The organism is Halosimplex pelagicum, from assembly GCF_013415905.1.
Lineage (GTDB): Archaea > Halobacteriota > Halobacteria > Halobacteriales > Haloarculaceae > Halosimplex > Halosimplex pelagicum.
This window is the reverse complement of record NZ_CP058909.1, coordinates 1-19,033: the sequence shown is the minus strand read 5'-3', so window position 1 is coordinate 19,033 and position 19,033 is coordinate 1. Positions and strand designations below refer to the sequence as shown.

The 19,033-nt window shown below is 70.6% G+C and carries 23 protein-coding genes; 9 read left to right on the top strand and 14 right to left on the bottom strand.

The features are described 5' to 3' along the window. The first annotated feature begins 78 nt into the window (after positions 1-78). The gene (locus HZS54_RS00115) at positions 79-1,062 is read left to right on the top strand and encodes a replication factor C small subunit (protein WP_179919960.1); all 984 of its coding nucleotides are present in this window, start codon (positions 79-81) and stop codon (positions 1,060-1,062) included. A 57-nt stretch (positions 1,063-1,119) separates the two neighbouring features. Here the strand turns inward: HZS54_RS00115 and HZS54_RS00110 are convergent, their stop codons facing one another. Together HZS54_RS00110 and HZS54_RS00105 are read right to left on the bottom strand one after the other, a co-directional pair. After that, positions 1,120-1,680 carry a hypothetical protein gene (locus tag HZS54_RS00110; protein ID WP_179919959.1) on the bottom strand — a complete coding sequence of 187 codons (561 nt, stop codon included), beginning with the start codon at positions 1,678-1,680 and terminating at the stop codon, positions 1,120-1,122. An 86-nt stretch (positions 1,681-1,766) separates the two neighbouring features. Further along, a complete protein-coding gene (locus HZS54_RS00105; protein ID WP_179919958.1) occupies positions 1,767-1,964 on the bottom strand; it encodes a heavy-metal-associated domain-containing protein in 198 nt (65 codons plus the stop codon). Between the two features lie 117 nt (positions 1,965-2,081). Between HZS54_RS00105 and HZS54_RS00100 the strand changes: the two genes are divergently transcribed. From HZS54_RS00100 to HZS54_RS00085, 4 genes are all read left to right on the top strand, one after another. Further along, complete coding sequence (locus tag HZS54_RS00100; RefSeq protein WP_179919957.1) at positions 2,082-3,089, top strand: hypothetical protein; 1,008 nt, start codon at positions 2,082-2,084, stop codon at positions 3,087-3,089. A 110-nt stretch (positions 3,090-3,199) separates the two neighbouring features. Beyond that, entirely contained in the window at positions 3,200-3,871 is a 672-nt protein-coding gene (locus tag HZS54_RS00095) for a potassium channel family protein (protein ID WP_179919956.1), read from the top strand. Positions 3,872-3,946: 75 nt separating this feature from the next. Continuing rightward, entirely contained in the window at positions 3,947-4,090 is a 144-nt protein-coding gene (locus HZS54_RS00090) for a hypothetical protein (RefSeq protein WP_179919955.1), read from the top strand. A 747-nt stretch (positions 4,091-4,837) separates the two neighbouring features. Continuing rightward, a complete protein-coding gene (locus HZS54_RS00085; protein WP_179919954.1) occupies positions 4,838-5,308 on the top strand; it encodes a DUF7384 family protein in 471 nt (156 codons plus the stop codon). A 22-nt stretch (positions 5,309-5,330) separates the two neighbouring features. Here the strand turns inward: HZS54_RS00085 and HZS54_RS00080 are convergent, their stop codons facing one another. The 11 genes from HZS54_RS00080 to HZS54_RS00030 all read right to left on the bottom strand — a co-directional run bounded on the left by HZS54_RS00080 (position 5,331) and on the right by HZS54_RS00030 (position 13,726). Continuing rightward, positions 5,331-6,005 (bottom strand): non-canonical purine NTP pyrophosphatase, encoded by a 675-nt coding sequence (locus tag HZS54_RS00080; RefSeq protein ID WP_179919953.1) that lies wholly within the window; start codon positions 6,003-6,005, stop codon positions 5,331-5,333. Positions 6,006-6,101: 96 nt separating this feature from the next. Then, positions 6,102-6,383: a DUF5808 domain-containing protein gene (locus tag HZS54_RS00075; RefSeq protein ID WP_179919952.1), complete on the bottom strand. Its 282-nt coding sequence runs from the start codon at positions 6,381-6,383 to the stop codon at positions 6,102-6,104. A 136-nt stretch (positions 6,384-6,519) separates the two neighbouring features. Then, positions 6,520-8,091, bottom strand: coding sequence for a beta-alanine-activating enzyme beta-propeller domain-containing protein (locus HZS54_RS00070; RefSeq protein ID WP_179919951.1), 1,572 nt, complete (start codon positions 8,089-8,091; stop codon positions 6,520-6,522). Positions 8,092-8,152: 61 nt separating this feature from the next. Then, positions 8,153-8,605, bottom strand: a complete 453-nt coding sequence (locus tag HZS54_RS00065) for a universal stress protein (protein WP_179919950.1) — start codon at positions 8,603-8,605, stop codon at positions 8,153-8,155. 89 nt (positions 8,606-8,694) lie between these two features. Then, positions 8,695-10,386, bottom strand: coding sequence for a bifunctional N(6)-L-threonylcarbamoyladenine synthase/serine/threonine protein kinase (locus HZS54_RS00060; protein ID WP_179919949.1), 1,692 nt, complete (start codon positions 10,384-10,386; stop codon positions 8,695-8,697). A gap of 114 nt (positions 10,387-10,500) precedes the next feature. After that, complete coding sequence (locus HZS54_RS00055) at positions 10,501-11,259, bottom strand: glucose 1-dehydrogenase (RefSeq protein WP_179919948.1); 759 nt, start codon at positions 11,257-11,259, stop codon at positions 10,501-10,503. Positions 11,260-11,305: 46 nt separating this feature from the next. After that, positions 11,306-11,767 (bottom strand): hypothetical protein, encoded by a 462-nt coding sequence (locus HZS54_RS00050; protein WP_179919947.1) that lies wholly within the window; start codon positions 11,765-11,767, stop codon positions 11,306-11,308. After that, positions 11,764-12,369, bottom strand: a complete 606-nt coding sequence (locus HZS54_RS00045) for a twin-arginine translocase subunit TatC (protein ID WP_179919946.1) — start codon at positions 12,367-12,369, stop codon at positions 11,764-11,766. The genes HZS54_RS00050 and HZS54_RS00045 overlap by 4 nt, the downstream gene beginning before the upstream one ends. 213 nt (positions 12,370-12,582) lie before the next feature. Next, positions 12,583-13,161 (bottom strand): twin-arginine translocase subunit TatC, encoded by a 579-nt coding sequence (locus HZS54_RS00040; RefSeq protein WP_179919945.1) that lies wholly within the window; start codon positions 13,159-13,161, stop codon positions 12,583-12,585. 115 nt (positions 13,162-13,276) lie between these two features. Continuing rightward, positions 13,277-13,411, bottom strand: a complete 135-nt coding sequence (locus tag HZS54_RS00035; RefSeq protein WP_179919944.1) for a 30S ribosomal protein S27ae — start codon at positions 13,409-13,411, stop codon at positions 13,277-13,279. After that, entirely contained in the window at positions 13,412-13,726 is a 315-nt protein-coding gene (locus HZS54_RS00030) for a 30S ribosomal protein S24e (protein WP_179919943.1), read from the bottom strand. It abuts the gene before it with no gap. 162 nt (positions 13,727-13,888) lie between these two features. On the opposite strand from HZS54_RS00030, the gene HZS54_RS00025 reads away from it, so the two are divergent. The 4 genes from HZS54_RS00025 (at position 13,889) to HZS54_RS00010 (ending at position 17,888) form a co-directional block, all read left to right on the top strand. After that, entirely contained in the window at positions 13,889-14,245 is a 357-nt protein-coding gene (locus HZS54_RS00025; RefSeq protein ID WP_179919942.1) for a hypothetical protein, read from the top strand. 53 nt (positions 14,246-14,298) lie between these two features. Beyond that, entirely contained in the window at positions 14,299-14,709 is a 411-nt protein-coding gene (locus tag HZS54_RS00020; RefSeq protein ID WP_179919941.1) for a hypothetical protein, read from the top strand. Between the two features lie 78 nt (positions 14,710-14,787). After that, positions 14,788-16,251: an ATPase domain-containing protein gene (locus HZS54_RS00015; protein ID WP_179919940.1), complete on the top strand. Its 1,464-nt coding sequence runs from the start codon at positions 14,788-14,790 to the stop codon at positions 16,249-16,251. Then, on the top strand, positions 16,251-17,888 hold the full coding sequence (locus HZS54_RS00010) for a sensor histidine kinase (protein WP_179919939.1): 1,638 nt from the start codon (positions 16,251-16,253) through the stop codon (positions 17,886-17,888). The genes HZS54_RS00015 and HZS54_RS00010 overlap by 1 nt, the downstream gene beginning before the upstream one ends. Before the next feature lie 28 nt (positions 17,889-17,916). Here HZS54_RS00010 and HZS54_RS00005 read toward each other — a convergent pair whose 3' ends face one another. Beyond that, the gene (locus tag HZS54_RS00005; RefSeq protein ID WP_179919938.1) at positions 17,917-18,966 is read right to left on the bottom strand and encodes an AAA family ATPase; all 1,050 of its coding nucleotides are present in this window, start codon (positions 18,964-18,966) and stop codon (positions 17,917-17,919) included. Positions 18,967-19,033 lie beyond the last annotated feature (67 nt).

Sequence of the window (19,033 nt, the reverse complement as noted above, 5' to 3'; positions counted from 1 at the left end):
AGCGTGTCGTCCGCCGGGCGCGTCGCGGCCGAGGGGCCACTCGGTAGGTTTACGGGCGGTCGTCGCCTCCCTCCGGGCATGAGCGAGGCCGACACGGACTCGGGGTCACGGGCGGGACGGGAGGAGGTCTGGATCGAGAAGTACCGCCCCCAGACCCTCGACGAGATCGTCGGACAGGAGGACATCGTCGAGCGCCTCCAGAGCTACGTCGACCGCAACGATCTCAGCCACTTCATGTTCTCGGGGCCGGCCGGTATCGGGAAGACGACCAGCGCGACGGCCATCGCCCGCGAACTCTACGGCGACGACTGGGGGGAGAACTTCCTCGAACTCAACGCCTCCGACGAGCGCGGCATCGACGTGGTTCGCGACCGCATCAAGAACTTCGCGCGCACGTCCTTCGGCGGCTACGAGTACCGAATCATATTTCTCGACGAGGCCGACGCCCTTACCGCCGACGCACAAGGAGCGCTCCGCCGGACGATGGAGCAGTTCTCGAACAACGTCCGCTTCATCCTCTCGTGTAACTACTCCAGCCAGATCATCGACCCGATCCAGTCCCGGTGTGCGGTCTTTCGCTTCTCGCCGCTGTCGGACGAGGCGGTCGCCGAGGAGATGCGCCACATCGCCGGCGAGGAGGGCATCGAGGTCACCGACGACGGCCTCGACGCGCTGGTCTACGCCGCCGACGGCGACATGCGCAAGGCGATCAACGCCCTGCAGGCCGCCTCCGTCACCGGCGAGGTTGTCGACGAGGAGGCCGTCTACGCGCTCACCTCGACGGCCCGCCCGGAGGAGATCAAGGAGATGGTCGACCAGGCGCTCGACGGCGACTTCACCGCCGCGCGGTCGACGCTCGACCGGCTGCTCACCGAGGAGGGCATCGCCGGCGGCGACGTGATCGACCAGCTCCACCGCTCGGTGTGGGAGTTCGACCTGGAGGACGAGGCGGCCGTCCGGCTGCTCGACCGCATCGGCGAGACCGAGTACCGGATCACGACCGGCGCCAACGAGCGCATCCAGCTCGAAGCGCTGCTCGCGTCGGTCGCGCTCGACGACTGAGCGGGCGTCGAGCGGGCGTCCGTTCGCGCTCGCTCTCGCTGCCGGCCTCGTCCTCGGCTACTCCGAGGGGGCCGCGACCGTCCCCTCGACCGGTTCGAGGCGGCGCTCCTCGGCGTCGACGTAGTTCATATCTCCTTTCGTGTAGCTCTCCTCGCAGCCCCAGGGGATGATCCCGAGGCCGTCGGGGCGGGTGCGGACGCTGACGACGCGCTCGCCGGCGGGGTCGCCGGAGCAGGGTCCGACGACGCCGGTGACCCGATCCGACGGCGGCGCGTCGGGCAGCGCCGCGCGCACCTCGTAGGTGGCGCCGCTCTCGATCACCTCCTGAAATTCGACGGCGTCCCCCGCGGGGACGCGGTACCAGGCCGCGACGAGCGGGTCCGCCGTCTCGGTTCCCTCACCGGTTCCGGTGGCTCCGTCCGCTCCGCCCGGGGTTCCGTCGCCGTCGTCCGACCGCGACGCGACCCACAGCGCGACGCGGTGGGTCGTGTCGTCCGTGTTCTCGACGTAGATGTGTCCGGTCCCCGGGCCGCTCTGGCGGAGGAGACAGCCGCCGAGGCCGCCCGTCGCGGCGAGCCCGGTCGCCGCCAGCAGTTCGCGACGCGAGATGGCGCTCATGGTGGCGAACGTAGCCGCGCCGCGGGCAAGTGCCCGCGCCCTGGCGCTGCAAGCGCCTCGATCCGCCGAGAACCACCGGAACGCTCTCAGGCCGACGCCTCGTAGCCGGCGTCCTCGACCGCGGCGACGAGGTCGTCGGCGTCGGCGTCGCCCTCGACGGTCGCCGTCTCGGCCGCCCGGTCCGCAGAGGCCGACTCGACGCCCTCGACACCTTCCAGCGCCTCCTCGACGGACTGTTCGCAGCCGCCGCAACTCATGCCGGTGACGGTGATCTGCTGTCCCATACCCGACCGTTGTGCCGCGACGCTCTTGTGTACCACGGAGGCGGCGATCTGTCCGACGGGGCCGGGCAAAAGTGTGATTGGAAAACCATTTAATAGCCAGACGGCCGAACGACTGATATGCGCCGCGCCGCTCGAACAGTCCTCCTCCCGGCAGTTCTGACAGTCCTCGCCTTGGCCGTCCAGTTCGGTCCCGCGGTCGTCCCGATCCGCGGACCCGCGTGGCTGGCCGACCTCGGGCCGTCCAGCGTCCGTTTCGCCCTCTGGGAAGGGCTGTGGGCGCTCGGAACGGTCGCCGCGCTCGCCGGCGCCTGCGCGCTGGGGTATCGCGAGGCCCGCCACCGCGAGGTGGGCCCCGCGTACCTGCGGTACGTCGGCGTCGTGGCCAGCGCTGGCACGACGGTGCTGCTTCTGGTCCTTGCCGGATGGGTCGTCTTCAACGGCTCGAACGGGTCGAACCCGTTCCTGGGGTTGCTCACTGTCGTGACGCTGCTCGTCGGCGTCCCCGGCATCCTCACGGTGGCCGCGCTGGCGGGCGTCGCGTTCGCGTCGACCTGCGGGGACGACACCTCCGTTCGGTCGGACGCGGAGTTGGGACCGCTCGCCCTCGGAGCGGCCACCGTGGCCGGGACTGGATACCTGTTGAACTCCGTCGCCGACCTCGCCATCACCGCGGGCGACGGCGTCGGGGTCGCGGCGTCGCTCCCGCAGTTCGGGTCCACCGGGGCGACCGTCCTGGCGTACCTCCAGGCGGGTCAACTGGCCGGCGATATCGTGGTCATCGGCGCTGGAATGGCGCTGGGCGTGCTGGCAGTCAGCCGGCGGGGCGTGGCGACCCCGTCCCGCCGGTTCGTCGGCATCGTCGCCGCCGGCGCGCTGGGCGGATTGCTGGTCGCGTGGGTCTCGGTGACCTGGTACGTGACGACAGGGGGCGGCGACGCGAGCGCCCCCTCGTTCGTGTCGGCAGCGGCCTCGTTCCCGGACGCGGTGGTCTGGACGGGCGTCGTCACGGTGCTCGCGGTCGTCGCGGGGGTCGGCGTCGCCCAGTTCGAGACTGACCGCCCGGACGCGGCCGGCGGCGAAGGGACCGACTCGACGAGCGCCGACCCCGCCGCGCGGCCGCGGTGAGGGTCGGACCGCACCCACCCTTCGGTCCGGGACCCGTCACCGCCCCTCCTCCCCTGCCCCGCCGGCCGACCGGGAACACAGTTTTGTGCTCGGGCGTGGTACGGAGTCCCATGAAGTTCGTCATCGTCGGATTCGGTCGCGTCGGGATGCGGACGGCTCGCATCCTCCAGAGCGAGGGCCACGACCTCGTGATCGTCGACAACGACCCGGACAAGGTCGAGCGCGCCCGCCAGGAGGGCTTCACGGTCGTCGAGGGGGACGGCGCCGACGAGTCCACGCTGATGGAGGCTGGCATCGCCGACGCCGACGCGGTCGGCGCGCTGACGGGCGATCTCAACACCAACTTCTCGGCGTGCATGCTCGGCAAGCACCACGGGCTGCGGACCGCGCTTCGCATCGACGAGGACTACCGCCAGGAGATCTACGAGAAGTACGCCGAGGACGTCGACGAGATCATCTACCCCGAGCGGCTGGGCGCCGCCGGCGCCAAGACCGCGCTGCTGGGCGGTGACTTCAACGTCCTCGCCGATCTGACGGAGGAACTCTCCGTGGCGACGGTCACCATCCCGGAGGGCTCGCCGCTGATCGGCCGCCGCGTCGTCGACGTGGACCTGCAGGGCGACGCCCACATCTACGCCCACGGGCGGAGCGACGCCTCGATGGAGATCCCGCTCCCCCAGACGGCGATCGAGGCCGGCGACGACGTGGCGCTGATGGCGGCGCCCGCCGACCTGCCCGAGATCCGGGCGTTCCTCCGCGGCGACGAGGCGGCCGCCGCCTGAGCGGGCGTCGGCCGGGACGCGACCCGAGAAAGTGACGGCGGAAGATACTTTTCCGGGCGGCATCGACCTCCGGTCGTGTCCGGAGCGTATCCGCTGTTTCCCGCGGCCCCGCCCGGCGGCGACGAGCTGCTGGCGAGTCTCGTCGTCCAGTTTCTCGGTGTGGTGATCCTCGGACTGGTCGCGATCGCGCTGTACCGCCGGTTCGCTGGCGGGCGGTGAGGCGTCGAGGAAACGATGGGACCGCGTGTCCGCGGTCGCCGGGCGTCTTGGAGTGGATAGGGGGCGCGCCGTGGGGAGGATGGGAAATGAGGCCGTCGCTGCGCGCCCACGCGACCCTCCGCCGCCGGTCGACGTAAACCCCCGTCAGACGGATGGCTGACGGTGCATTCGACCGTTTTCGGCGTGTTCTGGACAGGTCGTGTAGTTGGCGGTGCTGTGCGGTCGGCGCGTGCTGTCGAGCGTGCCCGCCGCTTGGCGGGCCGCTCGAAACAGCCGCGCGAGGGATTCGCGACTCGTGTGTCGCGAATCGGCTGGGGAGGCTCGTGGCCGTCTGCAGTTGCTGTGCGGGGCGGTCGCGGTGCTGTTGCGGTTCCTGGCGGATTGAAAGGGCGAGGCGCGCTCGCGTGCAGTTCAGTCGCCTGAACGGGCACTATCCGCGCGGGCGGTGCCGAGAGCGCGGATATCCCGCTCAGCGACCGCGAGCGCGGCGAGGGCTTTCATCGCCTGCGGTCTTCGTCAAGTGAGGTCGCTGTCGGTCGACTTCCGTTCACGACTCATCCAACAGAAACCACTCCTCGACAAGCGACACGAACTGAGCGGTCGACCCGCACGTTTTACCCGGCCGAGACCCGTCGACTCGGGCATGACCTGGGACGACCTCTTCGAGCGCGCCGCCGGCCGCGAGGTGACGAGCGAGGCGGTCCGGACCGCGCTTCGCAAGCGGCGGACGGAGTCGGGTGAGGAGCCGTGACCGAGGCGAGTCCCGCCCGGATCGTCGCGGACGCGGACGTGCTCGCGGCCGATCTCCTGGTCGGCGGCGACGCCCGCGAGGCGCTCGACCACGTCCGCGCTCACTCGTGGGTGGCCCTCGTCGCGAGCGACCCGTTGCTGGACGACGCCGAGGCGGTGATCGCCGACCTGGCCGACTCCGAGATCGCTGCCGACTGGCGCGAGCGCGTCGAGGCGCTCCGCGAGCCGGTCGACCACCCGGCGGGCGACCACCCGGCACTGGCGTCGGCGCTGCACGGCGGTGCGATGCACGTCCTCACCTTCGACGAGTCCCTGGGGTCGGCGGCGGCGGGCGCGGCGATCCGCGGGCGCGTCGAGGCCAGCGTCAGGTCCCCGCGGGCCTTCGCGGCCGTCTTCGACGCCGAATCGCTGTACGAGGCGGTCGAGGGCGGCGAGTATCCCGGTCCCGATCGGGACCCGCGGGCGTGAGCTGCGGCGCCCCGTTGGACACTCACTCGGGGGTGTCGCGCTCGGCGAGCCAGTCGGCGAACTTCGCCAGCGCGCGCCCGCGGTGGGAGACGGCGTTCTTCTCGTCGGGGTCCATCTCGGCGAACGTGCGGTCGTCGTACTCGAAGATGGGGTCGTAGCCGAACCCGCCGTCGCCGCGGGGTGCGACGATCTCGCCCGGGACGACGCCGTAGAAGAGCTTGACGGGGAGGGCATCGCCGTCTCCGTCGTCTGTCCGGACCTGTTCGTCGGTCGTCGCCGCTCCGCGCTCGTCGGCCGCGAGGTCTCGACCTCGACGGTCCTCGCGGTCAACCGGCTCGGGCGTCGCTTCGAACTCCTGGCCGTCGCAGTAGGCGACGACGCCGCGGAAACTGGCGGCGCGGTCGTCCTCCTCGCTGGTCAGTCGCCAGACGCGCTCGACGCCGACGGTGTCGTGGACGTACGAGGAGTAGGGGCCGGGGAACCCGTCGAAGGCGTCGACGAACAGCCCGGCGTCGTCGACGAACACCGGCTCGCCCGCGTGCTCGTAGGCCGCTCGGGCCTTGTGGGCGGCGATGGCGCCCAGGTCCGCACTCTGGATCTCCGGCGTGTCGAAGTCGAGCTGTTCGACCGGCTCGGCGAGGTACTCACGGGCCTCGTTGACCTTTCCCGGATTCGTGGTGACGAAGGTGACGGTCATACCCGAGGGCTACGCTCGGGCGGCCAAAGTCGCGTCGATCCGAGCGCCGGCGCCGTCGCTCCGGCGTCGAAGCGAGCGGAGAAACGGCGTCGGCACTCAGTCCTCGACGACGACTTCGACCGGGTCCTCGTCTGCTTCCTCGTCGAACTCGGCCTCGCCGGCGCTCTGGTTCCCCTGCCACCAGAGGGCGCCGGCGACCGCGAGGACGACCCACGAGCGCCAGGAGGCGAGGTTGAGCGTGTAGCCGACGCCGAACGGTTTCTCGACGAGCATCCCCTCGCCGGGCTGCCAGTACGTCGAGAGCATCCGCTTGAGACTGGGCTGCTCGAAGTTGTACGGAATGCCGAACAGCGACCCCGAAGTGGGCTTGTCGACCATGTGCCAGGATACGGGCGGCCCCGTTAAGTCGTTTTCCACCGCAAGCGACGGCACCGTGCCGGGGTCACGGCCGAACCGCCCGGAACGTCGATCGATCCTGTCAGATCGCGGCGGATCGCGACAGGCCGCTCCGCCGTCAGTCGTCCGCGTCCGGTCCGGTGTCGTCGGGGCTCCCGGTTCGCACCCGGTGCCAGGCGCCGAGGCCGAGGCCGGCGAGCGCGCCGACGGCGCCGAAGCCGGGGCCGTCGCCGGCGGTCGTCTCCTCGGGGGCTCCCGACCCGCCCGTGTCGGGCGTCCCCGACGGCGACCCGTCCGTCCCGCCGGGCGGCGTCGCGCTCACGGACTCGCCGCCGGTCGGGTCGCCGACGGCGTAGACGAAACTGTCGCTGCTGCCGACGAAGACCGCGCCGGCGGTCACCGCGGGCGAGGAGAGGACCGGCCCGTCCGTCTCGACGGCGAACTGTTCCCGCCCGCTCTCACGGTCGATCGCGTAGAGGTTCGCATCCCCGCTGCCGACGTAGACGGTGTCGCCGGTGATGGCGGGGGAGCTGAATATCTGGTCGTCGGTCTCGTACGACCACTCGATGTCGCCGTTGGCGGCGTCGAGCGCCCAGAAGGTACCGCCGAAGCTCCCGACGTAGACGGTGCCGTCGACGACGACCGGCGAGGAGAGCACCGGCCCGCCGAGCTGGCGGCCCCAGACGAGTTCGGCCCTGCCGGCGTCGATGGCGTAGATCACGCCCGTGTAGTCGCCGAAGTAGACGACGCTGCCGGTCACGGTCGGCGAGCAGGCGACCTCGCCGCGGGCCTCGTACGTCAGGGTCTCCTCGCCGCTCGCGGCGTCGAGCGCGACCACGCTGCCGGTGCGGTCGTCGTTCCAGCGGCCGACGTACACCGTGTCGTCGACGACGGCGGCCGTCGAGTCGACGCGGTCGGCGACCGACGTGCTCCAGACCTCCTCGCCGGCGGTGTCGACCGCGTACATCGTCCCGGCCTGGCTGCCGACGTAGAGCGTCCCGTCGCGGTAGGTCGGCGACGCGAAGACGGTGCCGTCGGTCTCGAAGGTCCACTCACCCTCGCCGCTCTCGGCGTCGACGGCGTGGAGGCGTCCGTCGTGGCTCCCGACGTAGACGGTGCCGTCGACGACGGCCGGCGAGGACATCACTTCCTCCCTGGAGTCGGGGCCCGAGCCGGTCCCGTAGGCCCACTGCTCCGCCCCGCTCGCGGCGTCGACGGCGTAGAGGCTCCCACTGTTGCTGCCGACGTAGACGGTGCCGTCGGCGACGGCCGGCGAGGAGACGACGTTGTCGGTCGGGTCGTCGGAGGTACCGTCGGCGGGCGTCCCGGTCGCCGCCGCCGTCGCCGTGACCGTCGCCCGACCGGGCGACCCGGTGTCGAACGTCCAGGCGGTCGACGCCTCGGCGGGCCCCGGAACGTCCGTGAATCCGCTGTTGACCGCGTCCGCCTGGAACTGCGGCCACCGCGTCGGCCCGGCCGAGACGGCCGACTGCAGGTCGAGCGCGGCCGAGGGGTCTGACCCGGAACCGGCGGGGGCGCCACCGGAGTCCGATCGGTCGCCGGCCGCGTCGCTCTCGGGGACTGTCGATGCGGCGCCGGGTCCGGCGGCGCCGAGCGTCGCCAGGGCGAGCGCACTCGTCCCGGCGCGCCGGAGGAAGGTCCGTCGTCGCCGGGGCTGCTGGTCGCCCATCGTGTCCGGCCAGCGGGTCGGACGGAGTAAGTCTTCCGTTACCCGAGCGGGCTGGTGTCCGTCAGCCGAGCAGGCTCGTCACCGGGCCGTCGAAGTTGAGGATGATCGACTGGACGCGGTCGCCGAAGACGGCTTTCCCCGTCGGCGAGCGCTTCTGCCCGGTGATGAACACGTGGTCGACGCCGTTGTCGTCGGCGACCTCGAGGATGCGGTCGGCCTCGCTCTCGCCGTCGCCGATCCGAGCACCGATGACGCGGTAGTCGACGTCGTCGTCGAAGAGATCCTTGGCCGCCTCGCGGGCCTGTTTCTTCGCCGCGTCGATGACGACGCTGTCGTCGTAGGCGGTGTGTTCCTCCTGGGCGACCACGTCGAGCGCCTCGCGGGCCTCTCTGAACTCGTCCGCGGTCATCAGCGAGAGGACGATCAGCTGGGCGTCGACGCCCGACGCAATCTCCCCCGCCTCTTCGAGCAGTTCCGTGTTCTCGTCGTCGTAGACCACAAGCGGTCGGTCCATAGTGTTCGTATGTTCGCCGACTGCTATTTAAAACTCATTGGTGACGAGCGACAGGAACGCCGACAGCCGGGGCGACCGCGCCGGGGCGGTCACTGGTAGCGGCCCCGCCCCTCGACCGCCCGGAGGCGGTCGAGGACGATATCGCCCCGATCGCTGGTCGCGCGGTAGGCGTCCTCGGCGGCGGCCTGCAGTCGGTCGGCGTCGTCGGCCGTCCCGGCGAGGCTCTGGGCGAAGACGTGCAGATCCATCGCGTGGTCCTCCTCGTGGCCGGTGTGATAGCCCAGCCCGAAGTCGATGAGGAAGACGCGGTCGCCGTCGCCGGTGTCCGACGCGACGCGGACGTTGCGGGTCGTCGGGTCGCCGTGGACGAACCCGGCGTCGTGGATCGTCGCGAGGTGGCGGCCCACCGCCCGCGCCCGCTCGGCGGTCAGCCCGGCGTCCAGATCGCGGTCGCCGACCCGCTGGAAGGTGATCGTCGACTCGGCGGTGTCCACGTCGAGGACGAGCGGCGTCGGGACGCCACGGCGGCGCGCCTCGCTGGTGAGTCTCGCCTCGACCCGCGTCCGCTCGCGGCGCAGCCGCTCGTCGAGCGCGGGGTGGCGATAGGAGCGAGGCACGCGCCGCTTGACCACGCGGTCGCCCTCGATCGAGACGGTCGCTTCGGCGCCCTGCTGTTGGGCCGCGTCGCCCACCTCGACCCGCGTCGACGCGGCGGGCGCCGGTTCGGGCTCGCCGGCCCGCCAGGTCACCGGCACCTCGTCGGGCCGGAAGTCGGCGTCGATGGCCGACTCCTCGATAGCGAGCGTGTCGCCCCCGGCGGCCATCTTCGCGCCCAGTACCGCGATCATCCCCGCGTTGTCCCGCAGGAACCGATCCTCCGGGACGTGCAGGTCGGCGCCGCGCTGGGCGCACATCTCCCGGAGCATCCCCTGGAGGCGCTCGTTCTGCCCGACGCCGCCGCCGAGGACGAGCGCCTCCCGGCCGGTCAGCGACAGCGCCCGCTCGCTGACCTCCGTCAGCATCGCGAAGACGGTCTCCTCCAGGCCGCGACACACGTCCTCGACGGGTGTCCCGGAGTCGTACTCCTCCTTCGCCGCGCTCATGATCCCCGAGAAGGAGAAATCCATCCCCTTGACGACGTAGGGGAGGTCGACGTACTCGCCCGATTTCGCGTGGTTTTCGACCTTCGGCCCACCGGGGTGGGACCAGCCGACATGGCGGGTGAACTTGTCCAGCGCGTTGCCGACGCCGGTGTCCATCGTCTCGCCGAGCACGCGGTAGCGGCCGTTCCGGTAGGCGAGGACGTGCGCGTTGGCGCCGCTGGCGTTGAGACAGACGGGCGCGTCGAAGCCCGAGTAGTGGCGACCGATCTCCAGGTGGGCGACCATGTGGTTGACTCCCACGAGCGGCACGTCGAACCGCTGGGCGACGGCGCGAGCCGCCGTCCCGACGATGCGCAGGCAGGGACCCAGACCGGGGCCGCGGGAGAAGGCGACCGCGTCGATCGGGGCGTCCTCGGGGTCCCGGCCCTCCTCGGCCGCCCGCTCGCCGGCCGCTTCGAGCATCGTCTCGACGACGCTCGGGACGGCCTCGCTCATGTGCTCGGCGGCCTCGCGGGGGTGGATGCCGCCGCTCTCGGGCTGGTAGGGGTCGCTCTCGATGCTCACCTCGTCGCTCTCGACCTCGTAGACGGCGGCGCTGGCCGCCCAGGCGGTCCCCTCGATGCCCAGCACGCGCTGGATGTCGTCGGACGCGCCGGCCGGTGACGAGGTCGGAGCCATTCGCTTGCTACCGCGTCGGCCGGCCAGCGAAAAGACGACTTCGGTCTGGGGGCGGCGGCCACCGTCGGAGTCTGTCGCCGGCGACCGCGATCCACCGACCGGCGTCGTCGGGAACTACTGACTCGTGTACCCGCCGTCGACCGTCATCGCTTCGCCGGTCACGAACGACGCCTCGTCCGAGCAGAGCCAGACGGCGGCGTCACCGATCTCCTCGGGTTCGCCGAGCCGGCCGATCGGCGTCGCGGCCTCGGTCTGCTCCATCATCTCGGGGTCCTCCTCCCGCGACTGCTGCACCATCGGCGTGTCGATGACGCCGGGACACACCGCGTTGACGCGGACGCCCTCGCCGCTGTACTCCAGCGCCGCGGTCTTCGTCAGGCCGATCACGCCGAACTTGCTCGCGACGTACGGACTGATCTCCGGGAAACCGAGCTGTCCGGCGATCGACGAGGTGTTGACGACCGCGCCGCCGCCGCTGTCGAGCATGACCGGTATCTCGGTGCGCATTCCGAGGAACACGCCCTTCAGGTTGATGTCGACCACCCGCTCGAAGTTGTCGACCGACTGGTCGCTCGTCGCCTCGCGCTCGCCCTCGACACCGGCGTTGTTGAACGCGAAGTCCAGCCCGCCGTAGGCGTCGACCGCTACGTCGACCATCGCGCCTGCGTCCCGCGGGTCGCTCACGTCCGTCTCGACGAACGTCGCCTGCCCGCCCGCCTCCTCGATGTCCGCGACTGTTGCCTCGCCTTCCTCGACTTTCAGGTCGGCGACGACCACCGACGCGCCCGCCTCGGCGAAGCGTTTCGCCGCCGCCTCGCCGATACCGCCGCTCGCACCCGTCACGATCGCTGTCTTGCCGTCGAAGTCTGGCATTGATTGTCTCCCCGTTCGCCCTTCGAGCGGCGGCAGTATGAATGTGTCACTGAGACGTACTTCGGTCGACCGTGTCGGTCTCCTGTGCCGAGTCATTTCCGAAGTGGCGCTTCGCTTCCGAGTCAGGCAACGGCGCGGAGTAGTTCGCGCTCACCTCGCCGCCGTCGAGGACCAGTCGGAGGTCGCCTTCCCACTGGTGGGCGGTCGTGTTCACGTACGTTCCGTCGACGAACACGTGCAGATAGAACGGGTAGTTGGTGTCGGAGTGAGGGATGAACCCGTCCAGATGCTTTCGGCCATCCGCTTCGACGGTGACCGTCCCGTTCTCGATGTCGTAGCTCCGACCGCGGTCGAATACGAGGGTCACTTCGTGGGGCGTGTCGTCGTCGTTCTCGACGACGATGCCGTCCGCCGACTCGACCCCGAGGCCGAGACAGCCCGAGAGCACGGCGGCCGACGCGACGAGCGCGACCAGCACCACCGTGCGCGACGGCGCGGTTCCGCTCATCCGCTTCGCCCGTCTTCGCCTCGGCTGCCCAGGCTCACGACGACGCCGACCAGCGCCAGTTGGGCCGCCAGCCCCGACGCGAACGAAGTCACCGACGCGATCCGCGCCCAGCGGACGATCAACCACGAGGGGTCGGACCCCATCGCGAACTCGAAGACCACCGGGACGAGGTGGTCGTAGCCGAGGATCGCCCCCACCGGGAACAGCGCGACGCCGACGAGGACGAGCCCGACGCGCACCGTCGCGGGGAGCGGGTCGCCGGGCCACCACCGACGAAGTTCCGGCGTGCGACGAGCGCGGTAGACGACCGCCTCCAGTGCGAACAGTAGCCCGACCGCGAGCGCGACCTGCGCCTTGAGGAAGATCACGTCGAAGGGCGTGAGATCGATTATGCCCGTCTCGGCACCCACGGCCGCGATCGCGTCGCGTTTCAGAACCGGCCAGACGATCCGGTGCATCGTCAGAAACGTCGTCAGCGAACCGAACAGGAACGCGAGGGCTGCCGCGAGGAGCGCCCACAGGTCGTTTCGCGCTTCACCGAGGACGCTCCCGACCGCCGACCCGCCGCCCGCCGCTCGCTCTCGGGTAGGTGAACCAGTCATTCGAACGCAATTTTTCACCATCGCGGCTATCAATCTTCTGGGGACACCAGTCTCGACCTCGTAGACGGCTGCGCTGGCCGTCCAGGCGGCCCCCTCGATGCCCAACGCGCTGGATCGATCAGTCCCCGTCCGACGCGCTCGCGGCCGTGTGGTCCGCGATGCTCCGCTGCGCACGGAAAAGACGAGTTCGGTCTGGGGCGGGCACCGGCCGAGCTATCTCGTTCGCCCACCGAGAGCGACGACCGCACCGACGAACACGATCTGGGCGGCCACTCCGGACACCGTGGCGACGCCTGTCGCGATTCGACCCCACCGCACGATGGGCCACGTGGTGCCGTCGCTCGCCACGAGGTCGACGACGACGGGGACGACGTGGTCGTAGCCCAGCGCGGTCCCGACCGGCAACAGCGCGATGCCGACGGCGACGAGGAGCACGCGGACTCCCGCCGAGAGCGGTTCGCCCGGCCACCACCGCTCGCTCAGCAGCGCGCTGCGGCTCCGATAGAGGACCGTCTCGACCGCGAGCAGGACTCCGACCCCGGCCGCGACCTGTGCCTGCAGGAGGATCACGTCCCACGGCGTGGTGGCGACGACGGTGATGCCGGTCGCCGACACCAGATCGGACTTCAACACGGGCCAGACTGAGACGCGCAACGCGTACCACGTCGCCACGCTGCCGACCAGAAACGCGGCGATCGCGGCCAGCGCTGTCCAGAGGTTCCGCATCTCGGCACCGATGGCCCGGACTCCCGAACCGTCGCTCGCTATCCGCTCCGTGGAGGGACTGGTCATTCAGGCGGCAGTTCCGGCGGCGCCGGCATCAACCTTCCGTCCGGCGCAGTCGAGAGTGGCGAAAAATCCCGGTGCAGCGGCTACGGGGTCTCTGAAACGGCGGAAACGGCGGGACCTACTCCCACTCGGTGTAGCCGCACTTGCCGCAGTGCTGGCGGTCGCCGTGGTCGGCGAGGAAGGTGTCGCCGCAGCGGGGGCACTGCTCGCGGTCGGTGGTGCCGTCGTCGTCGTAGAACTCGTGGCGCGGCATCTACGCCTCCTCGGCCTCTTCGGCCTCGCCGTCGTCGGCGACGATCTTGTTGCGTTCGAGCATGTGGTCCTGCTCGACGTCGCGGGCGTACTCGGCGTCGTCGTAGACCTTCGCGTAGCCGACGGTCTTGCGCATGCCGAACTTGGTGTCCAGCTCGTGGACGACGACTTCCTCGGCGTCCTTGTTGAGCTTGGCCGCCAGGGAGTCGCGCACGGAGAGCCGCGAGGGCGTCGCCTCGTCGTGGGTCATCTCGAAGCGCACGTCCGTCCGATGCAACATCGGATTCTCGTCTTCCTCGATGATGTCGATGTCCATGGTTCGTTGCCCAATACTCCCCCCGAAGCGCGTAAAAGGATTTCGAACCCGCTAACGGGGTGAGTCGACCCCCCGACGACACGCGTCCGAAAGATACGTCACTCGTGTCGGTGAATCGATCTGACAATTGTGGTGGATAACGGATGGCGTCTGGTCGGAGCGATGGGGACCGGGTTCCTCCTCGCCGGACTCGGTTTCCGCTGGCTGGGAGAGGGCGTCGGGACGCTGTGGCTCGTCCAGTGGGCGCTGCTCGCGGTCGGCGGGTTCGCCGCCCACGGCTCCGAGCGCGTCCGCACCGCGGGCGCCAGGGTGGCGAACGCGCGACCGGTACAGGCCACGATGCTGGTGATGTCGCTGGGGGCGACCGGACTCTGCTGGTTCGCAGTGTACCTGACCGCCACCGGACGCGACCTCGACCCGGGCTCTGTCTTCGGCGTCGCGTTCTACGGAACCCTCGGAACGTTCGGCCTCTGGGTCGCCGTCGCGGTCGGTCGGGACCTGCTGTCGGGAGTGGACTGACCGCCGACCACCGAATCAACACTCGTTTATCACGTCCGGGAGATGGGGCGACCGTGCCCGAGCGACGCCGCTCCCGACTGGTACTGGGTCTGTTGGCGGCGCTCGTCGCCGCCCTCGGCGCGTACGACACCGTCGTACTCGGCGGCGTCACCGCCTCGGGCGGCTGGACGCCGGTCGCCCTCTACAGCGCCACGGCGCTCCTGTTCCTGGTTCCGTACGCCTCTCCACGGGCCCGGTCGTTCTGCCAGCGGGTCGTCCGGACGCGCCCCGTCAGAGCGGGGCTGGCGCTCGTCGGGATGGGGTCGTTCGCGCTCGCGGTGTGGCTGGCCGCCGACTTCGCTCGTGCGCCGCCGGGCGAGTTCGGGGCCGCCCTCGCGGTCGGGTTCTGGGTCCTGGTACTCGGCGGTACTGGCGTGAGCGTCCTCCGGAGCGTCTACCACGGGCCCGGGCACGACCACTCGTGATCCGGTCGCCCGCCGCGACGCTATCACGATTCGAAATGAGCGCGACAACTCTATACTCCACGCGTCGAATACACTCGCATGACTTCCGACGACGATTCACTCGCGCGGGTGACGACCGGCGTCCCGGGTCTCGACGAGGTGCTGGAGGGCGGGCTGATCGACGGGCGGAGCTACCTCGCCCGGGGCCAGCCGGGCTCGGGGAAGACCGTTCTCGGACTGCACTTCGTGACCGCGGGCGTCGCGGCCGGCGAGCGGAACCTGTTCATCAACCTCGAAGAGGACGAGGCCGACGTGCGGGCCAACGCCGCGTCGCTGGGCTTCGACCTCGAGGGCGTCGACGTGCTCGACCTGTCGCCGTCATCCGATTTCTTCGCCGAGGACCAGTCCTACAGCGTCTTCGGCGCCGACGAGGTCGAGGGCGACGACCTCACCGAGCGCATCGCCGAGCGCGTCGAGGAGCGCGACCCCGACCGGGTGTTCGTCGACCCCGTCACGCAGTTTCGCTACCTGACCGGCGACGACTACCAGTTCCGCAAGCAGATCATCTCCTTTACCCGATTCCTCGAAGAGCACGACGCGACGGTTCTCTTCACCTCCCAGACGACCCCCGACTCCCCGGACGACGACCTGCAGTTCATGAGCGACGGCATCGTCGAACTGGCCTACGAGAACGACCGTCGACGGCTGACGGTCCCGAAGTTCCGCGGGTCGGACAAACGGGCCGGCCCGCACGGGATGGCGATCCGCGGCGACGGCATCCACGTCTACCCCCAGCTGGTCCCGTCGGCCCACGGCGCCGGCTTCGACACCGAGCCCATCCCCTCGGGCATCCCCGCGTTCGACGAGCTGCTCGGCGGTGGCATCGAGCGCGGGACGATCACCGTCGTCAGCGGCCCCACGGGCGTCGGCAAGACCACGACGGGGACGCAGTTCCTCCGCGAGGCGGCCGGCCGCGGCGAGCGCTCGGCGGTCTTCCTCCTGGAGGAGTCGCTCGACACCTTCGAACACCGCTCGGAGGCCATCGGCCTGCCGGTGTCGTCGATGCGCGAGGAGGCCACCCTCGTCGTCGAGGAAGTCGAGCCGCTGACGACCTCGCCCCAGGAGTTCGCCCAGCGGGTCCGCCGTGAGGTCGAGGAGCGCGACACGCGCGTCGTCATGGTCGACGGCGTCCGCGGGTACAAGCTCTCGATGCAGGGCGACGACGACGACCTCGTTCGCGAGCTCCACGCGCTCGGTCGCTACCTGAAGAACATGGGCGTGACGGTGGTCCTGATCGACGAGATCGACACCGTCACCGGCGAGTTCCGGGCGACCAACTCCGGGATCAGCTACCTCGCGGACAACGTCGTCTTCCTCTCGTACCTGGAGATAGAGGGCGAGCTCCGGAAGGTCGCGGGCGTCCTGAAAAAGCGGGTCGGCGACTTCGAACGCACTCTCCGGGAGTTCCGGATCACCGGCGAGGGGATCGCCGTCGGCGAGCCGCTGACGGGCCTGCGGGGCGTCCTCCGCGGGACGCCCGAGTTCGTCGACGCGGAGGAGTGATGGGGGCGAGCACCGACGGCCCGCCCGACCGCGTCCGTGTGCTCGTGGCCCACGACCGCAACCGGGAACTGCTGGCCGAGTGGCTCGGCGACACCTACGAGGTCGTGAGCGGTCTCGACGACGAGGGCACCGCCGCCGACGAGGGCGGCGACGGCGGGGGGCCGTTCGCCGACACGGACCTCTGTCTGGTCGACCCGGAGGGGTTCGCCGCCCACCGCGAGCGGCTGCGGACGTGGAAAGACCGCGCCGACCCGGTGTTCGCGCCGGTCGTGCTGGCGACCGAGGAGCCGCTGAGCGAGGGGCTCGACCCCGAGAGCTGGGAGAGCATCGACGGGCTGTACGTCGTCGACGACGTGGTCCAGATCCCCGTCGAGAAGGCCGTCCTCTTCCGGCGGCTGGAGAACCTCCTCTCGCGGCGGTCGCTGTCGACGGATCTGGCCCGCTCGTACGAGCGCGCCGAGGAGCGGTTCGCCTCGCTGTTCCACGCGACGCCGGACCCGGCGCTGGTGCTCTCGGAGGGGCACGTCATCTACGTCAACGACGCCTTCTGCGAGGCGTTCGGCGTCGACCGCGACGACATCCACTGGCGCCACATCGCCGAACTCGACGCGCTCCCGCCGACGACCAGGGGCGAGATCGAGTCCCAGATCGAGCGGGTCCTCGCCGCGGAAGCGGAGAACGACGCCGCCGAGGGAGCCGGTGACGGGGCCGAGTCGCCCGAGGACCTCCGGGAGGCGGCGGTCGACGACGGGACCGACGCCGCGGTCGCGACCGAAACGGGCGCGAGCGCCGACGACGCGGCGGCCGAGCGGTCGGCGGAACGGACCGAAACGGTCGTCGTCGAGCGACCGGACGGGGAGGAGCGCTACGTCGAGACGAACGTCAAGCCGATGATCCTCGACGACCGGCGCAACGTCGCCGTGGTGATGCGCGACGTGACCGAACGGCGCCGCCGCAAGCGCGAGCTCGAACGGAAGAACGAGCGCCTCGAGGAGTTCGCGAGCATCGTCAGCCACGACCTCCGCAACCCGATCCAGGTGCTGGACGGGCGACTGAGCCATCTCGAAGAGGTCGCCGACGCGGCGGACCCGTCCGACGACGGGGACCCCTTCGCCGGCGACGAGTCGCTCGCCGACCAGGTCGAACCGATGCGGCGCTCGGTCGACCGCATGTCCGACCTCGTCGAGGACATGCTCACGCTCGCGCGGGAGGGCACGGCCGTCGACGGGACCGAAGTCGTCGCCCTCGCCGCGGTCGCCGACGAGGCCTGGGCGACGACCGACGCGCCCGAGGCCACCCTCGCCGTCGACGGCGACCTCGCCCTCGCGGCCGACCCCTCGCGGCTCCGACAGCTGTTCGAGAACTGCTTCCGCAACGCCGCGGACCACGGCCCGGACGACGTGACCATCCGCGTCGGCGACCTGCCCGACGGACGGGGCTTTTTCGTCGAAGACGACGGCCCCGGCATCCCGCCCGACGAGCGCGCCGAGGTCTTCGAACTCGGCCACACGACGAGCGAGGACGGGACCGGCCTCGGGCTCGGCATCGTCTCGGAGATCGTCGACGCCCACGGCTGGTCGATCTCGGCGACCGAGAGCGAGAACGGCGGCGCGCGCTTCGAAGTCGTGACCGAGTGAGCGCCCGTTCGTCCCGAAAACCCGACCGCTACGTGTGCATCTCGCCGAGTTCGGCGAGCAGGTGCGAGACGTGGATGCGGTCGTTCGTGCCCTCGTGGAGGTCCACGTCGATCTCGCCGGCCAGCCGGTGGACCCGCGCCAGGTCGGCGCCGGAGTAGCGCGACCGGGCGACGGTTAGCACGTCCTCCAGCACCTCCTCGCCGCTGTGGCCCTCGTCGACCAGCAGGTCGTCCAGCGTCGACCGGGCGTCGGTGAACTCGCCGGCCTCGGCGGCGGTGACCATCTCCTGGACCCGCTCGTCGGCGCCCAGCGACCCCAGCACCTCGTAGGCGGTGTTCATGGTGATCTCGCCCTCCTGTTCGTGGGTGGTCTGGGCGGCCAGGATCGCCTCCCGGAGGTCGCCGTCGGCGTACCCCGCGACGTACTCGACGCCCTCGTCGTCGTAGTCGGCGCCCTCCGCGTCGACGATGTCCTCCAGCACGGCGACGGTCTCGTCGTGAGTCGGCTTGCGCACCGAGACGGGGAAACACCGCGAGCGGATCGGCGGGATCAGCGCCGAGGGCTGGCGCGTCGCGATGACGAACTGCGTCGCCTCGTAGTACTGCTCCATCACGCGACGGAGCGCCTGCTGGAAGTCCTCGCGGACGCCCTCGGCGTTGTCCAGCAGGACCGTCTTGTACGACCCCGAGACCGGCTGGTAGCTCGCCGACTCCTTGAGGACGTGGTTGATCAGGTCCGCCTTCGAGGACTCCCGGCGACGCTTGCTGTCGATGAACTGCGCGAACCGATCGTCCTCGCTGACCTCCTTTTTCGTCATGTCGAAGAAGTCGGCGACGTTGATCTCCACGAGGTCGGCGTCGGGGTTGTCGTGGAGTTCGTCGGCCAGCGCGCGGACCGCGGCGGTCTTGCCGGCGCCTTTCGGCCCGTGGACCAGCAGGTTCATCGGCTCGGAGACGACGCTCTCCAGGTGGTCGCGGACCTCCGGCTGGGGCAGGTCCGAAAGCGCCGGCGCGTGGGTCTCCGTCCACAGCGGCCCCTCGACCGCAGCCGTCCCGTCGTCGCCGTCCTCGTCGGCCATTGCCCGCCGGTAGGTCACCCCGGCGTATCAATCCATCTCTCTCGGGCCGGGGCCGTCCTCCGGCGTC

What these genes read in the sequence shown, in the direction of transcription:
- HZS54_RS00115 (WP_179919960.1), top strand. Translation starts at nt 79, where the DNA reads ATGAGCGAGGCCGACACGGACTCGGGGTCACGGGCGGGACGGGAGGAG.
- HZS54_RS00110 (WP_179919959.1), bottom strand. Translation starts at nt 1,680, where the DNA reads ATGAGCGCCATCTCGCGTCGCGAACTGCTGGCGGCGACCGGGCTCGCC.
- HZS54_RS00105 (WP_179919958.1), bottom strand. Translation starts at nt 1,964, where the DNA reads ATGGGACAGCAGATCACCGTCACCGGCATGAGTTGCGGCGGCTGCGAA.
- HZS54_RS00100 (WP_179919957.1), top strand. Translation starts at nt 2,082, where the DNA reads ATGCGCCGCGCCGCTCGAACAGTCCTCCTCCCGGCAGTTCTGACAGTC.
- HZS54_RS00095 (WP_179919956.1), top strand. Translation starts at nt 3,200, where the DNA reads ATGAAGTTCGTCATCGTCGGATTCGGTCGCGTCGGGATGCGGACGGCT.
- HZS54_RS00080 (WP_179919953.1), bottom strand. Translation starts at nt 6,005, where the DNA reads ATGACCGTCACCTTCGTCACCACGAATCCGGGAAAGGTCAACGAGGCC.
- HZS54_RS00075 (WP_179919952.1), bottom strand. Translation starts at nt 6,383, where the DNA reads ATGGTCGACAAGCCCACTTCGGGGTCGCTGTTCGGCATTCCGTACAAC.
- HZS54_RS00070 (WP_179919951.1), bottom strand. Translation starts at nt 8,091, where the DNA reads ATGGGCGACCAGCAGCCCCGGCGACGACGGACCTTCCTCCGGCGCGCC.
- HZS54_RS00065 (WP_179919950.1), bottom strand. Translation starts at nt 8,605, where the DNA reads ATGGACCGACCGCTTGTGGTCTACGACGACGAGAACACGGAACTGCTC.
- HZS54_RS00060 (WP_179919949.1), bottom strand. Translation starts at nt 10,386, where the DNA reads ATGGCTCCGACCTCGTCACCGGCCGGCGCGTCCGACGACATCCAGCGC.
- HZS54_RS00055 (WP_179919948.1), bottom strand. Translation starts at nt 11,259, where the DNA reads ATGCCAGACTTCGACGGCAAGACAGCGATCGTGACGGGTGCGAGCGGC.
- HZS54_RS00050 (WP_179919947.1), bottom strand. Translation starts at nt 11,767, where the DNA reads ATGAGCGGAACCGCGCCGTCGCGCACGGTGGTGCTGGTCGCGCTCGTC.
- HZS54_RS00045 (WP_179919946.1), bottom strand. Translation starts at nt 12,369, where the DNA reads ATGACTGGTTCACCTACCCGAGAGCGAGCGGCGGGCGGCGGGTCGGCG.
- HZS54_RS00040 (WP_179919945.1), bottom strand. Translation starts at nt 13,161, where the DNA reads ATGACCAGTCCCTCCACGGAGCGGATAGCGAGCGACGGTTCGGGAGTC.
- HZS54_RS00035 (WP_179919944.1), bottom strand. Translation starts at nt 13,411, where the DNA reads ATGCCGCGCCACGAGTTCTACGACGACGACGGCACCACCGACCGCGAG.
- HZS54_RS00030 (WP_179919943.1), bottom strand. Translation starts at nt 13,726, where the DNA reads ATGGACATCGACATCATCGAGGAAGACGAGAATCCGATGTTGCATCGG.
- HZS54_RS00025 (WP_179919942.1), top strand. Translation starts at nt 13,889, where the DNA reads ATGGGGACCGGGTTCCTCCTCGCCGGACTCGGTTTCCGCTGGCTGGGA.
- HZS54_RS00015 (WP_179919940.1), top strand. Translation starts at nt 14,788, where the DNA reads ATGACTTCCGACGACGATTCACTCGCGCGGGTGACGACCGGCGTCCCG.
- HZS54_RS00010 (WP_179919939.1), top strand. Translation starts at nt 16,251, where the DNA reads ATGGGGGCGAGCACCGACGGCCCGCCCGACCGCGTCCGTGTGCTCGTG.
- HZS54_RS00005 (WP_179919938.1), bottom strand. Translation starts at nt 18,966, where the DNA reads ATGGCCGACGAGGACGGCGACGACGGGACGGCTGCGGTCGAGGGGCCG.